Source organism: Colwellia sp. TT2012 (assembly GCF_001440345.1).
Taxonomy (GTDB): Bacteria; Pseudomonadota; Gammaproteobacteria; order Enterobacterales; family Alteromonadaceae; genus Colwellia.
This window is the reverse complement of the sequence record NZ_LJYX01000006.1, coordinates 345,907-360,105: the sequence shown is the minus strand read 5'-3', so window position 1 is coordinate 360,105 and position 14,199 is coordinate 345,907. Positions and strand designations below refer to the sequence as shown.

Here is a 14,199-nt window from a genome sequence, read left to right as displayed (position 1 = left end):
ATTAATAGCTTTTTTGTTGTGAAATATGTCCAATAAAATTAATTCAGGAGAAGGAAATTAATTATATTTTAAGGTTTTGTTTGGTAAATTTTATATTCCTATCCCTATTAACTGGATGTGGAAGCCTTGCTAAATATTCAGAGAGAAAGGAAGTAGAAAGAAAAAACACTACAGGCATCTATTTTGCTACAAGGATTGATGGAAAGTATCTTGAAACATCTTTTGACAACTTCTTTCACAATTTAGGAGTCGTAATGTTGCCCTTTGTGATTGTCGATATACCAATTTCGTTGGTTTTTGATACGCTAACTGTACCCTATGATATATATATAAATGGTGGTTTAGAAAGCCTAAACAGTAAAAATGATAAGCGTTTTAATGAGGCAATTAAGAATGAAAGTACAATTTCTGACATAATAAAAAAAATACGTTCGCAAGAAAAAATTGGCAGTTGGGAAGATCGCACAGCACAACATGTTCTAAAAAGTGACAATTATAAGAGGTCTATCAAGGGCAAGGATGTAATATCACTTGTAGATTATTATGCTGATAACGCATCAGTTATTATTGGTATGATAGAGAATCATAATCTAACTGACTCTGATTTATTATATATCTTTAACAAATACCGTAATAATGGACAGAGGGTATTAGAATCTTTGTCTGAATACCCCCAAACACCTTTAGAAGTCCTACGAATAATGTCTAAATGGCAAGATAAATATACTATTTATAATCAATCTAACGAGAACTTAAGTTATAGAGATATAAATATGCATGACTTTTGGAGTGATGCTCTAATAAATCACAGTGGCCAATATACTAGTGAAGTTCTTGTCAGTAAATATTCAGCAGCCAGCAGCTATTACATAAATAGATTAACGAAGAAAAGTGCCTTAAATGAAGAAGCTTTAAAAATCACTTTTGACCTTATATCAAATAACCAGGAATACCAAGAAAGCGAAAGTTCACTTTTTAATATTTATTGGGAATCGCATAAGTACCCTAAGTTAAAAAAACATATATGCTTATCGGAAGTAAAAAAAATAAAGTCTAATAGTCATATTAGTGTTAGTAAAGTTACTAAATTAATTCTAAATGATGATGAACGTGTTGTTGAATCATGTGTTGCAGAAATGGCACAAACCGAAAAAATACCCTGTAAGTCATTATTAATTAGTGAGTTTTTACCTGAAAAATATATTAGAGGTTGCTACGATCAATATAATAGAGACTATGATACGTTAAAGTTGATTGTATCTAATAACTCGGTACCCGATGATATAGCACAAATAATGGCAGAGAGTTTTTCAGATAACTTCACATCAGATGAAGTTCCTATCTTTATAGCGTTAGTTCAGAACACAAAAAGTTTAAGCGTTATTAACTCAGCAGCGAGTATGAATAGCTACAATATAGATTTAGCCTTGGCTAGGAATAAGGCGACTCCTATATCCTTGCAAGAAAAAATTTATAAAAGGTATAAGGCGAATATCAATAACGAAATGGATAAACGTACAGCAAATATTATAAAAGCATTTTCAGAGTATGCCCAGAGCGAAAATATTTTGTCTGATATAACTAGTTATAACAATTATAGTTTTAGCGAGTTGGTTATAAGGAATCAGGCAGCTACAGATAGTATTTATGTCGCGCTATATGACTCCCGAGATGAATATACTGATGAGAAATATCTTATAATGTTGGAATTGGCAATACATTCAAAAAGTAGTTATGTTTTAGAAGGCTTGTCTCTGGATAATGCCACTATTTTTGTAAACTCCCGTCTACTTTCTAACAAGCATCTATCTAAAGAGTACAAAAAAATTGTTAAAGCTAATTTTAATGCTAGTACGAAAAATTAAAACTTTGTCATGAATCGAAATAGGGCATCGAGAAATTAGTTAATTAATTTACATACTCTATAGGTAACTTCATTTCGGGCTTTGTTTTTAACTAATTTTAAGTATTCTCAATGTAGCTGAACAAGATTTTTTATTTGTATATTACTTGATTATAGATGGTTGATCAGTATATCAAGGGGACGTTAGATGAAAATAACGAAATGTCCGCGATGTGTTAAATTAGCTTGCTACTAAAGTGGCACAATGTCCGCTTTCGTATCTAAACTGCCCTTTAGCTGAGGTGAATGGGGTTCATAAAAGAGACCGCTCTGTGGTAAAAACAGCCATAATTTGCACATCTAAGCCTATTTATAAGTGATTATCGACTCTATGTTGATACATTTTTGAATTTAACCATGCTGGACAGAATTTAGAATTAAACTGGAACCCACATATTGACTAGTGACGTCTTAAAATAACTACTTCAGCTGATAAATAACAAAACTCAATGCGGCTATTTCATCGGCTTGTTCTACTTTAGCTGAACGATAAACTAATTCACTATCCGTTTTTTTCGCTCCGCCTTGCACGGTCAGTAAATCTATATGTTGAGGCTTAACAGCAGTATTGAACACTATCAATAAATCTTGCGCCTGGTATTGACTGCTCGCTTTCAGTTGACGTGTTATCGCGAAAACACCTGGTTTGTCTTGCGCATAGACCACTGTCTGCTCACCAAAGCGTAATGCTGGATATTGCTGGTATAGTTGCGAATATTTAGCAAAAGTTTGATAGAACAGATGATTAGTATCAAAATTGTTATCCGCTGTGGTTTTATCTGTTGCCAATAAATCATCGTCATTATAACTAGCCACTAAAGAAGGCATCATATCTTGACGAGAAGCTTGATCACCACCATCACCGATAAAACCTTGCTCGTCACCATAATAAATAACCGGTACGCCGCGACTAAAGAACATCATGGCATGGGCCAGTAAATTACGTTGTATTTGCGCTTGTTCACTGTAGTTATGTGGACTTTGTTTAAGTGCATAAGCAAAGCGGCCCATATCGTGGTTACCGGTAAAATTAACTAATTGGTTAGCGTCCCTGCTGTTAGAGCTTTTATCATCACTCTGGTAAAAATGATCTTGAGCGAATAATTGTGCCAATACCTCAGTACCTTGCTGCTCAACCAGCGCTTTTGTTATAGCGCCTTGCAAGGCAAAGTCTAATACTGAGGAGATTTTTGCTTCGGTAGTAAAGCGGCTTAAAATCTCAGGCTCAAAGCTATAAACCTCACCGAACATAAAGAAGTTAGCTATACCCTGCTTTTTTGCATGCTGCATTAAGGCGGGTGAAAATTGCTGCCAAAACTCTATATTGACATGTTTTACCGTGTCAATACGAAAGCCATCGGGTTTAAATTCATCAATGATGTCTTGATAAATGGCAATCATGCCATTAACCACACTCTCTTTTTGAGTATACAAATCATCTAAGCCGGCAAAGTCACCACGAATAGCACTTTCACCTTGCCAAAATGAATCACCTTGGTTGTGATAAGCCGACATATCGTTCAACCAAGCTGGTGATTTTAATAATTCATCACCTGCTGGAATTAATGGCGTGTAATGTTTACCTTGGGCTAGCTCTGCCAAGGAAATAAACGGGCAGTCAGTACCTTTATTATCTTTACTCTCTTCAATAATCCAGCCTAAACCGTCTTCACCATGGCACTCTTTATACTTAATAACATCGGCAGTATGGTTGGTGATAATGTCAAAAAATACTTTTATATTGCGCTTATGAGCTTGGTCAATAAAATGTTTAAGCTCAGCATTACTGCCAAGGTGAGGGTCAATTTCAGTAAAGTCTAAAATCCAATAACCATGGTAACCGGATGTGCCCGCTTGCATGGCACGATTACGCAATACTGGCGTTAACCAAATAGCGCTTATGCCCATATTATCAAGATAAGGCAGTTTTTCCGTAAGACCGGCTAGATCGCCACCGTGATACATGCCTTTATGAGTTTTATCAAAACCACCGCGAGAGACAGCGCGCTTTTTATCATTAGCGCCAGCGCCTAAATCATTACTGCTATCACCATTATAAAAGCGATCGGGTAAGACAAAATAAAACACTTCATCTTGAAAGGCACGTTGCTGATAGGGTGCTAACGCTGCCGCTTTTGCTGTTAGCTTAGCTTCGTTTGCCTGACTTAACTGAGAGGTTAAACAAGCCAAGCTTATCGCTGCTAGTAGCGAACATTTACTGATAAAATTCATAGAGCTTCTCTTAATGGATTTGCTGTATTTAAGTTACAGGTTTACTCATTTAACTTAGTGACTTAGCTTGCTGCCCTAGTTTGCAGTAAAAACAGCCAAAAGGCGGTAACTGTAAGGTTCCATCAACAATAGTGCCACTGGTTAGCTTATGCTCGGTTAAAACAGTTAAGCTATCGCTTTGTTGAGTTAGAGAAGATAAAGTCACTGTTTGACTCTGTTCACTAAAGTTAAAACAAACTAATAACTGCTCACCTTGATACTGACGTACAAAAGCTAATATTGGCTCAGGGGTATCAATAAACTTGATATCACCATAACGTAACGCAGGTTGTTCTTTACGCCAGTGATTAAAATGACGGTAGCTATTTAACACGGAATCAGTCGCTTCATCTTGGACATCAACGGCTTGAGCAAAGTGGGTGTTTGCTACCGGTAACCAAGGTTTGCCGTCACTAAAGCCGGCATTGATAGCATCATGCTGCCAAGGATGCGGAGTTCGACAACCATCTCGACCTTTAAATTGTGGCCAAAAGGTAATGCCGTAAGGGTCTTGGATATCTTCAAAGGCAATATCAGCTTCGGTTAAACCTAACTCTTCACCTTGGTAGCTACAAACACTGCCGCGTAATGATGAGATCATGGCAAAAAGCATTTTAGCAAAATCTTTACTATTAAAACCACCCCATCGGGTGACCACACGTTGTACATCATGATTAGAAATAGACCAACAAGGCCATCCATCAGAGACACGAGATTCAAGACTTTCTACCACTTGTTTGATGTAACTGGCAGAAAAATTATCGGTTAATAAATCGAAGCTGTAACCCATATGTAGCCTAGTATTACCTTGAGTGTACTCAGCCATGGTTTTTAATGAATCTTCTGAGGAGATTTCACCTAAAGCCACCGAACCAGGATATTGATTCAATAAACTGCGAATATCTTCCATAAAGCCCAAGTTTTCATCTTGAGTATTATTGTAATAATGATATTGATAAGCGTAAGGGTTTTTCTCATCAAAACCTATGCTGGTACGAAGTTCTTTAGGTTTAGCTGGGTTATCGCGCAATTGCGCATCATGATAACAAAAGTTAATAGCATCAAGACGAAAGCCATCAACACCACGTTTAAGCCAAAATTCAATATTGTCTAACACCGCTTGGCGTACTTCCGGATTATGGAAGTTTAGGTCTGGCTGACTAGTGAGAAAGTTATGTAAGTAATATTGCTGACGTCGAGGATCCCAAGTCCAACCGCTGCCACCAAAAATAGATAACCAGTTATTCGGTGCGGTACCGTCTTCTTTGGCATCACTCCATACATACCAGTCAGCTTTATCGTTAGTTTTATCTTCACGTGAATCAATAAACCATTGATGTTGATCGGAAGTATGACTAAGCACCTGATCGATCATAATTTTAATGCCAAGGGCATGCGCTTTCAGTACCAGCTCATCAAAGTCAGCTAGGGTACCAAATATAGGGTCAATATCGCGATAGTCGCTAATATCATAACCAAAGTCTTTCATCGGTGATTTGAAGAAAGGTGAGATCCATATAGCATCGACTCCTAAACTAGCAATATAGTCTAACTTGCTAATAATTCCCGGCAAATCGCCAATACCATCCTGATTAGTATCATAGAAGCTGCGTGGATAAATTTGATAAATTACCGCGCCACGCCACCACATTTGTTCATTCATTTGAAAACCCCAACCCAGATACTTGCTCGTTTGGTGACAGTTACCATTAACCATCGTTGTCTAAGCACTTAATAATTCTTTCAAATAAGAATACGCAAATAAAAACTGAGCTGAAAGTCTTTGCATACGTATGTATCGCTATTATCAAAAAATACATACGTATGCAATACCAATTCCGGCTTAGTTAGCCCTGCATACGTATTCAAGATGCTGTATCCCTCAGACTAAGGTTATTATCATTAACACTCGGCTATCCATATTCAACTTTAAGGGTTTTGTTTTGCGTTTACTTACAGTGAAATACCTCACCGCTAACTTATTAACACGTTTATTAACTTGCTCACTGATTTACTTAGTCATATCAACGCAAGCATTGGCAAGTACTAACAAATACTTAAGCCATAAATTAGCAGGCAACACGGTTGTTATCAGTACTAATTTAGCGACGGTAACCTTAAATGCTTATGGCGAAGGCGCCATAGCAATACACTATCAAAGCCATAAGGATAAGCTGCCGGCTAGCCAACTGCCCTCTTTTGCCATTAAAGAACACGCGATGACTAGTCGCTTTGTTATCAAAGAAAATAATGAACAACTGACACTTACCTTGAATAAACTGAGCGCGGTTATCAACAAGTCACCTTTTTCTATTAGTTACTACCAGAAAAGTAACGACCAAGAAAACAAGCTGCTCATTGCTGAGGAACAGGGATTTTTCAGCGGTACTGTCAATGAAGTTACAGAAATACCCGCCTTTGAAGGAAGTAACACACGAACTAAAGTAACGAATAAACGAGCGGTGCAAGGCTTTCGCTTTACTTTAAATGACAGCGAAAAGCTGCTCGGCGGTGGTGAGCGGGTTTTAGGTATGGATAGACGCGGCCATAGTTTCCCGTTATATAATCGCGCGCATTACGGCTATACCACACATTCAGAGCAAATGAACTTCTCTATACCGGCGGTAATGTCGAGTAATAAATACATAGTGCTATTTGATAACTCCGCCAAGGGTTATATGGATTTAGCTAAAAAAGAACCGAACATATTAGAGTTTTCAGCCGTTGCTGGTCGTATGGCTTATATCGTTTTTTCCGCGGATACTTACCCGAAACTACTCAATAACTATGTTGATGTTACCGGCAAACAACCCTTACCACCGCGCTGGTCTTTAGGTAATTATGCGTCTCGTTTTGGTTATCGCTCAGAGGCCGAAGTTAGAGCAACAGTCAATAAATTTATTGATTTAGACTTCCCTCTTGATGCTTTGATCTTAGATTTATATTGGTTTGGTAAAGATATTAAAGGTCATATGGGCAATTTAGCTTGGGATAAAAACGCCTTTCCTGAGCCAGAAAAAATGATTGCCGATCTAAAAGCCCAAGGCGTCAAGACCATTTTAATCACTGAACCCTTTGTATTGAGCACATCAAGTAAGTGGCAAGACGCTGTTGAGCAACAAGCCTTAGCCCAAGATGAACATGGCAATGCTAAACAATTTGATTTTTATTTTGGTAATACTGGCTTAGTGGATGTTTTTAATAAAAAAGGTCGAGACTGGTTTAACGATATTTATAAAACCCTCTATCAGCAAGGCATTACTGGCTGGTGGGGTGACTTAGGTGAGCCTGAAGTGCACCCGAGTGATACTTTACATACCCTTGATGATGGCACTGTGGTGAATGCTGACGCCATTCATAATGTTTACGGCCATCAATGGGCCAAAATGGTTTTTGAGCATCAGTTGAAGATGAACCCTGAGCAGAGACCGTTCATTTTGATGCGCTCTGGTTTTGCTGGCTCACAGCGTTACGGCATGATCCCTTGGACCGGTGATGTTAGTCGCTCTTGGGATGGCTTAAAGCCACAAGTTGAGTTGAGCTTACAAATGAGCTTATTGGGTATGGCTTATACCCACTCTGATTTAGGCGGCTTTGCCGGCGGAGAAGAATTTGATCAAGAAATGTATATTCGTTGGTTGCAGTATGGCGTTTTTCAGCCAATATACCGTCCTCATGGCCAAGATAACATTGCGCCAGAAGTTGTCTTTCACGACCAGGAAACTCAAGATATTTTACGAAAATTCATCAAGTTAAGATATAAGCTACTGCCATACAATTACACCCTAGCCTATCAAAATAGCACCACCGGCATGCCATTGATGCGCCCGCTTTTCTTTGCACAAGAGCTTGACCAAGAAGGTGAAAACTATTTAGCTTCCTTTGATAATGCCAGTAGTTACCTCTGGGGTGATGCCTTATTAGTAACTCCGGTAGTAGCAGCGAATGTCAGTTCAGTAGCAGTAAACTTGCCCGCAGGTGTTTGGTTTGATTACTTTACTCATGCCAATGAGCCAGCTAAAAAATATCAAGGCGGACAAACTATTAACTTACCGACAAGTTTAGCGACTTTGCCAGTACTGGTGCGTGCTGGTGCCTTTATTCCGATGATAGATGATATTCAATCGACGCAAGATTATGACGCCAGCCAATTAACCTTACATTATTATGCGGATAAGTCAGTCAGCAGCGCTCACTATGAAATGTATGAAGATGACGGCAAGACCTATCAAACCATTGAAAAGGGTTTATTTGAATTATTACAATTTTCAGCAAAGCAGCAGAATAATCATTTGAGCATCAAACTTAATCGTAGCGGCAATGGTTATAAGGGTATGCCAAAAGAGCGCACCATGACCTTGGTTATTCATAATATCGGCCAAGCACCCAATAAAATCACCCTAAACAATAAAGTGATAAATAATGCCGTTTGGCAAGCTAAAGACCACAGTTTAACGGTCACTTTTACTTGGCAGCATCAACCTCTAACCTTAACGATACAGTAAGTAATGAAGACAACTTTATCTAACGAACATAAAAACACCCTTAACCTGATTGCCGATATTGGCGGTACTAATATTCGCATAGCGCAAGTAACCGCAAAGGCTGAGCATGCTGATATTGATAGCATGGGCATTGACATCAGTGCCATCGAAACTTATCAATGTAAGCGGTTTACTAGCTTAGCCAAAGTGCTTGCCCATTATATTGAGGTTAAAGCGTTAGCTAGTTATAGCATTAACGCTTGTTTTGCCATTGCTTGCCCTGTTGATCAAGACTTAATTAGCATGACTAATTTACCTTGGCAGTTCTCTCAAAAGGAACTGCAACAGGCACTGAAGCTCAATTCTTTAACTTTTATTAATGACTATACCGCCATAGCCATGGCTATTCCCCTGTTATCAGATAATCAAAAAGTGAAAATTGGTGGCGGTACCAGTGTTGCTGGTAAAGCTATTTCGGTATGTGGCCCTGGAACAGGTTTAGGGGTAGCTAATTTAGTACCTGTTAGTCTGTCTGGCAAGAACCAATGGCACTGTATTAGTGGTGAAGGCGGTCATATCGATTTTGCCGCCATTAATGACACCGAGCAACAAGTGATGAACTTTATCCAAGGCTTCAAAAAGCGCGTTTCATACGAACAACTGCTTTCTGGTTATGGTTTAGAGCAAGTATATCAGGCATTATTATTTATTAATAAAGGCAAAGAAATGGCCACAGTGAACGATAAGCTTGCAGCTAAAGAAATTACCAGCAAGGCGATTAACGGCAGTTGTGAACTCTGCCAACAAACCCTGACCCTCTTTTGTAATGTCCTTGGCAGCTTTGCCGGTAATCTCGCCTTGATAATGAATAGCCAAGGTGGTGTTTATATCGCTGGTGGCATAGTGCCGCGCTTTATTGATTATCTTAAAGCCAGTGATTTTAGAGCGCGTTTTGAGGCAAAGGGGCGTCTGTCATATATTACCGAGCAAACGCCTACTTACGTGATCACGGAAGAGCAGCCAGGTTTACTGGGCGCTGCCGCTTATGTTTTACAGAAATAAGATAATAACAGTTAAACGTAATACTGAATACGTATGTAACCGCTAGTGGTTAGCCACTAAAATGCGTATATTAAAATGGTTGTTTTGGTTTTTATTGATCATTAAGACTTAAAAAATTTTCAACACACGCTTGTTTAATGCCTTATGGCTATTGCACATTATTATCGCCTTTATTTACCTTAATAATGTGCTTTTTTAAAGACAAGCGCCGCTACATATAACAATAAGAGTGCCCCAGATGAGCAATACCAGCGACATGAGTAATCAACTAAAGCAAAAGCAGCAAAAACCGCGTTTGAGCTTTTGGCAAATTTGGAATGTCAGTTTTGGCTTTCTTGGTGTGCAATTTGGTTTTGCCTTACAAAATGCTAATGCCAGTCGCATATTGTCAGACCTAGGTGCAGACTTACATTCTTTAGCCTTATTTTGGCTTGTTGCGCCTATTATGGGTTTGATTGTTCAACCCATAGTTGGCTCAGCTTCCGATAGAACCTGGAACAAATTAGGTCGTCGTAACCCTTATATTTTAGCCGGTGGTATTGCCGCCGCTATCGGCATGTTATTAATGCCAAACTCCGCGACACTCGCTAGCTTTATCACGCCATTATTTTTTGGCGCTATGATGCTTGCCTTAATGGATGCTTCCTTTAATTTAGCTTTCCAACCGTTTCGCGCTTTAGTTTCTGATATGGTGCCCGCAGAGCAGCGTAATGTTGGTTATTCGATCCAATCTTTTTTAATTAATATTGGTGGCGTTTGTGGCTCTATTTTACCTTTTGTACTAACCAATATGATTGGTTTAGAAAACACCGCAGAATCTGGTGCAGTTGCGCCCTCAGTAATTTGGGCCTTTTATATTGGCGCCTCAGTCATGTTAGGCTCGGTATTATGGACAGTGTTAAGAACCAAGGAATATGCCCCCGGTACCAATGGTTTAGCGCCATTAGAAAAAAATAATACCGAACGTTCACTTGGGGAAAAGTTATCCGCGTTTTTTGGCCTAATGAAAACCATGCCAACCACCATGAAACAACTCGCCTTAGTGCAATTTTTCTCATGGTTTGCTTTATTTATTATGTGGGTTTATACCATGCCCGCCATTGCTCAGCATATATGGGGTATCGAGGCTAAATGGTTTGATCCAACGTATTTAGACTCCATTGGTACTATTCCTGAACATATTGCGCAAGCAAAAGGTAGTGCCGGTGATTGGGTAGGTATTATTTTCGCTGCCTACATGTTCTTTGCTGCTATTTGGTCTGTCTTTATGGCCAAAGTGGCCAGTAAAATCGGCCGTAAACTAACCTACTCATTATCATTGTTAGCTGGTGGTATTGGGTATATCAGCATTATGTTTATCCAAAGTTCTGAGCCAACGCTAGTCAACCTAGTCATTACTGAAATTACCGTACCACAAGGTGCTGTCTCATTATTCTTGCCTATGATCGGCATTGGCATGGCTTGGGCAGCTATTTTAGCGATGCCTTACGCAATTTTAGCCGGCTCAATACCGGTGAAACAAACCGGTGTTTATATGGGCATATTCAACTTTACCATTGCCGCACCACAAATTGTTTCTGGCATTTTTGCCGGTTGGATTTTAACTGCAGTATTTGATAATCAAGCCATCTATATCATTATGCTTGCTGGTGGTTCGATGATTTTAGCGGCATTGTCGGTGTATTTTGTTAAAGAGGACACTGAACAAGAAGTTATTACTGGGCAAGAGAAGCTAGCTTCTTAGCCGATTAGACTTTTACTTTTTCGCATTCACCTTTAACAGTGGATAAAGGTGAATGCATTTCATTAATTGGATTAATAACTTGTCGCTAGTTAATGAGAATTAACTAGCTATAGCCCACTACCACAAGACTTACGAATAACCAATTCAGGTGGGATCAAGGTGGTTTTCGCCGCTTCACCGTGTATCATGATCAGTAAGGTATTAACTAATAACTCTCCGGCTAATTGAGTATCTTGTTTTACTGTTGTTAACGGTGGAAAGGTAAAACTGGCCACAGCGATATCATCAAAACCAACCAGTGCTACTTGCTCAGGGATACTAATACCATGCTCTTGCAATGCCCGCATGGCACCAATAGCAATAAGATCACAAGCGGCACAAATAGCATCAAAGGGCTCTCCACTGGCGATTAATTTACATGCAGCTTGATAGCCGGCCTCTTCGGTGTATAAAGCATTAAACTGCAAATGCTGGTTTACGGCGATGTTATTATCTTTTAACGACCAGCAATGACCTTTATAACGGTCAAAAAACTCAGGTGCATGGCTTGAAGCACTACCTAAGAAAGCCAGTTTAGTTCGGCCTTTTTTAATCAAATGCTCGGTCATTTCTATACCGCCTTGATGGTTATCACAACCGATCGAAATAAGCGGTAAATTTTTAACTTCGGCGCCCCAACGGACAAAATGAGTGCCTTGCTCAAGCAACTTAATTAACTTCTCTTCATAGTCAACATAGTCGCCATAGCCTAATAAAATTAGACCATCGGCTTTATTACTATCTTCAAAATCAGCATGCCAATCGTCACTTGCCTGTTGAAAAGACACTAACAAGTCATAACCTTTTTTTGCACAAGCACGGGTGATGCTGCCTAACATAGACAAGAAGAATGGGTTTATGTCTGAATCATCATTGGTGGGATCGGCAAATAATAACAAAGCAATGGTATCACTTTGCTGTGAACGTAAATTACTGGCGTTTTTATCAACCTTGTAATTTAACTCTTTGGCTATGGCTTGAATTTTCTCTCGTGTTGCCTCATTAACTAATGGGCTATTTCGCAAAGCTCTTGAGACAGTGGATTGAGAAACCCCTGCCTTATAAGCGATATCAAATGACGTTGCTTTTGCTTTCACATGACCTACTTAAAAAAGTAAAATAACAAGAATAAACGTAGTATTAAATATACCTGAGCGACTGACTTATGTATAGCAAGCAGCAAAGTAAAATGAATTAACTCACTGGCAAACTAGTTAATTATTTCACCGCTAAATTTTTACAGGCAATAAAAAACCCAGTAAACAATAATGCTGCTTGCTGGGTTGCTTTACTATTAAATAACTAACGAGTAATTATCACATAGTTAACCAATAACGATAATGTTTGTAAGACTCTCTGCGCTTATATTATTTAGAAGATTGAGCCAATTTCTAAGTGATATGAGCCGATAACGGCATCGTCTGCATGACTAAAATCAAGCCAAGCTTGTTTATAACTTGCACGAAAAAACAAACTGTTATCTAACTCGTAACGAAACCCTACGGCAACATTATAGGAAAAACGAGTATCGTTGAAAGTATTTTGATAACTATCACAAACATAACCCCACCACGGATCCCACCAACAAACTGAATTTGGTGGTCCTTTGGCAATATTACTATCAACATAAGTCCAACCGGCACCCGCTTGCACATAAGGGGTAAACTGCGAGGCAAAAACACTATAAACGACATTAAACTGACTTTCTAACAAGTCCATTTTGTGATTTATTTGATGACTACTACCATTATCAGCATCGATTAAAGTGGCCTGGTAACTTGGTGTCGATGAGGAAAAATCAAAGTTAAACAAAATATGCGGATTTAAATTATAGCCCAGAGTAAAACCCCAGCCATAATCACTGTCTAAGGCAATTTTAGAGCCTCCTTGACCATCAATATCAATAGACTGGTTATTGAGTAACTTAAAACTCGCTTCCCACTTATCACTACGCTTAGTGTACTTAGCGTTGGCATCAACACTTAACGTACTAACCAAAAGGCCAAGTAGACAACTCAATAGTATGGTCTTTGACATTAACACCTTGTTAAAAAACATCATTATTCCTTTAATTTGATTTTTTTTGATAAAATTAATCGGATAAAATTTATTGAGCTTTGCTTGCGCGGGATACATATTCGCCCGAGCGCGTATCAATGCGAACTTTTTCACCAATTTGCACAAACAAAGGCACACGCACAACCGCACCGGTTGCTAATGTTGCCGGTTTACCACCCGTACCTGCGGTATCACCTTTTAATCCGGGGTCTGTTTCGGTAATATCTATTTCAACAAAGTTTGCTGGTGTTACGGTAATAGGCGTGCCATTCCATAAAGTAATAGTACAAATATCACCTTCAACTAACCACTTAACCGTATCAGCGACTGCTTTTTCATCCGCGCCAATTTGCTCAAAAGTTTCGTTATTCATAAAGTGCCAGAATTCACCATCAGCATATAAATAGGCAAGTTCAACTTCCATTACATCGGCCGCTTCAACCGTCTCTCCTGACTTAAAGGTTTTCTCTAATACTTTACCTGAAACTAGTTTACGAACTTTAACGCGGCTAAAGGCTTGGCCTTTACCTGGCTTAACCAATTCATTTTCAAGAATGTTACAAGGTTCGCCATCAAGCATGATTTTAAGTCCAGTTTTGAACTGATTGGTACTGATATTAGCCATAGTAAGAAGTGCT

At 38.9% G+C, this 14,199-nt stretch carries 9 protein-coding genes; 4 read left to right on the top strand and 5 right to left on the bottom strand.

The window, feature by feature from the left end; genetic code table 11:
• The first annotated feature begins 80 nt into the window (after positions 1-80).
• Positions 81-1,865, top strand: a complete 1,785-nt coding sequence (locus ASU03_RS03290) for a YceK/YidQ family lipoprotein (protein WP_197411185.1) — start codon at positions 81-83, stop codon at positions 1,863-1,865.
• Between the two features lie 458 nt (positions 1,866-2,323).
• On the opposite strand, the gene ASU03_RS03285 is transcribed toward ASU03_RS03290, so the two are convergent.
• Positions 2,324-4,135, bottom strand: coding sequence for an alpha-amylase family glycosyl hydrolase (locus ASU03_RS03285; RefSeq protein WP_057830453.1), 1,812 nt, complete (start codon positions 4,133-4,135; stop codon positions 2,324-2,326).
• A gap of 49 nt (positions 4,136-4,184) precedes the next feature.
• Positions 4,185-5,837 carry an alpha-glucosidase family protein gene (locus ASU03_RS03280; protein WP_057830979.1) on the bottom strand — a complete coding sequence of 551 codons (1,653 nt, stop codon included), beginning with the start codon at positions 5,835-5,837 and terminating at the stop codon, positions 4,185-4,187.
• A gap of 280 nt (positions 5,838-6,117) precedes the next feature.
• Between ASU03_RS03280 and ASU03_RS03275 the strand changes: the two genes are divergently transcribed.
• The 3 genes from ASU03_RS03275 (at position 6,118) to ASU03_RS03265 (ending at position 11,464) form a co-directional block, all read left to right on the top strand.
• Positions 6,118-8,679, top strand: a complete 2,562-nt coding sequence (locus tag ASU03_RS03275; protein WP_057830452.1) for a glycoside hydrolase family 31 protein — start codon at positions 6,118-6,120, stop codon at positions 8,677-8,679.
• Between the two features lie 3 nt (positions 8,680-8,682).
• Positions 8,683-9,720, top strand: coding sequence for a glucokinase (locus ASU03_RS03270; protein WP_057830451.1), 1,038 nt, complete (start codon positions 8,683-8,685; stop codon positions 9,718-9,720).
• A 238-nt stretch (positions 9,721-9,958) separates the two neighbouring features.
• Positions 9,959-11,464: an MFS transporter gene (locus tag ASU03_RS03265; RefSeq protein WP_057830450.1), complete on the top strand. Its 1,506-nt coding sequence runs from the start codon at positions 9,959-9,961 to the stop codon at positions 11,462-11,464.
• Between the two features lie 107 nt (positions 11,465-11,571).
• Here ASU03_RS03265 and ASU03_RS03260 read toward each other — a convergent pair whose 3' ends face one another.
• From ASU03_RS03260 to efp, 3 genes are all read right to left on the bottom strand, one after another.
• Positions 11,572-12,600, bottom strand: coding sequence for a LacI family DNA-binding transcriptional regulator (locus ASU03_RS03260; protein WP_057830449.1), 1,029 nt, complete (start codon positions 12,598-12,600; stop codon positions 11,572-11,574).
• Between the two features lie 274 nt (positions 12,601-12,874).
• Positions 12,875-13,540, bottom strand: a complete 666-nt coding sequence (locus ASU03_RS03255; RefSeq protein ID WP_231731473.1) for an outer membrane beta-barrel protein — start codon at positions 13,538-13,540, stop codon at positions 12,875-12,877.
• Positions 13,541-13,610: 70 nt separating this feature from the next.
• Positions 13,611-14,186 carry an elongation factor P gene (gene efp / locus ASU03_RS03250; RefSeq protein ID WP_057830447.1) on the bottom strand — a complete coding sequence of 192 codons (576 nt, stop codon included), beginning with the start codon at positions 14,184-14,186 and terminating at the stop codon, positions 13,611-13,613.
• Positions 14,187-14,199: the final 13 nt, after the last annotated feature.

Coding starts and splice junctions, on each gene's coding strand:
- ASU03_RS03285 (WP_057830453.1), bottom strand. CDS start 4,135: ATGAATTTTATCAGTAAATGTTCGCTACTAGCAGCGATAAGCTTGGCT.
- ASU03_RS03255 (WP_231731473.1), bottom strand. CDS start 13,540: ATGTCAAAGACCATACTATTGAGTTGTCTACTTGGCCTTTTGGTTAGT.
- ASU03_RS03280 (WP_057830979.1), bottom strand. CDS start 5,837: ATGAATGAACAAATGTGGTGGCGTGGCGCGGTAATTTATCAAATTTAT.
- ASU03_RS03270 (WP_057830451.1), top strand. CDS start 8,683: ATGAAGACAACTTTATCTAACGAACATAAAAACACCCTTAACCTGATT.
- efp (WP_057830447.1), bottom strand. CDS start 14,186: ATGGCTAATATCAGTACCAATCAGTTCAAAACTGGACTTAAAATCATG.
- ASU03_RS03265 (WP_057830450.1), top strand. CDS start 9,959: ATGAGCAATACCAGCGACATGAGTAATCAACTAAAGCAAAAGCAGCAA.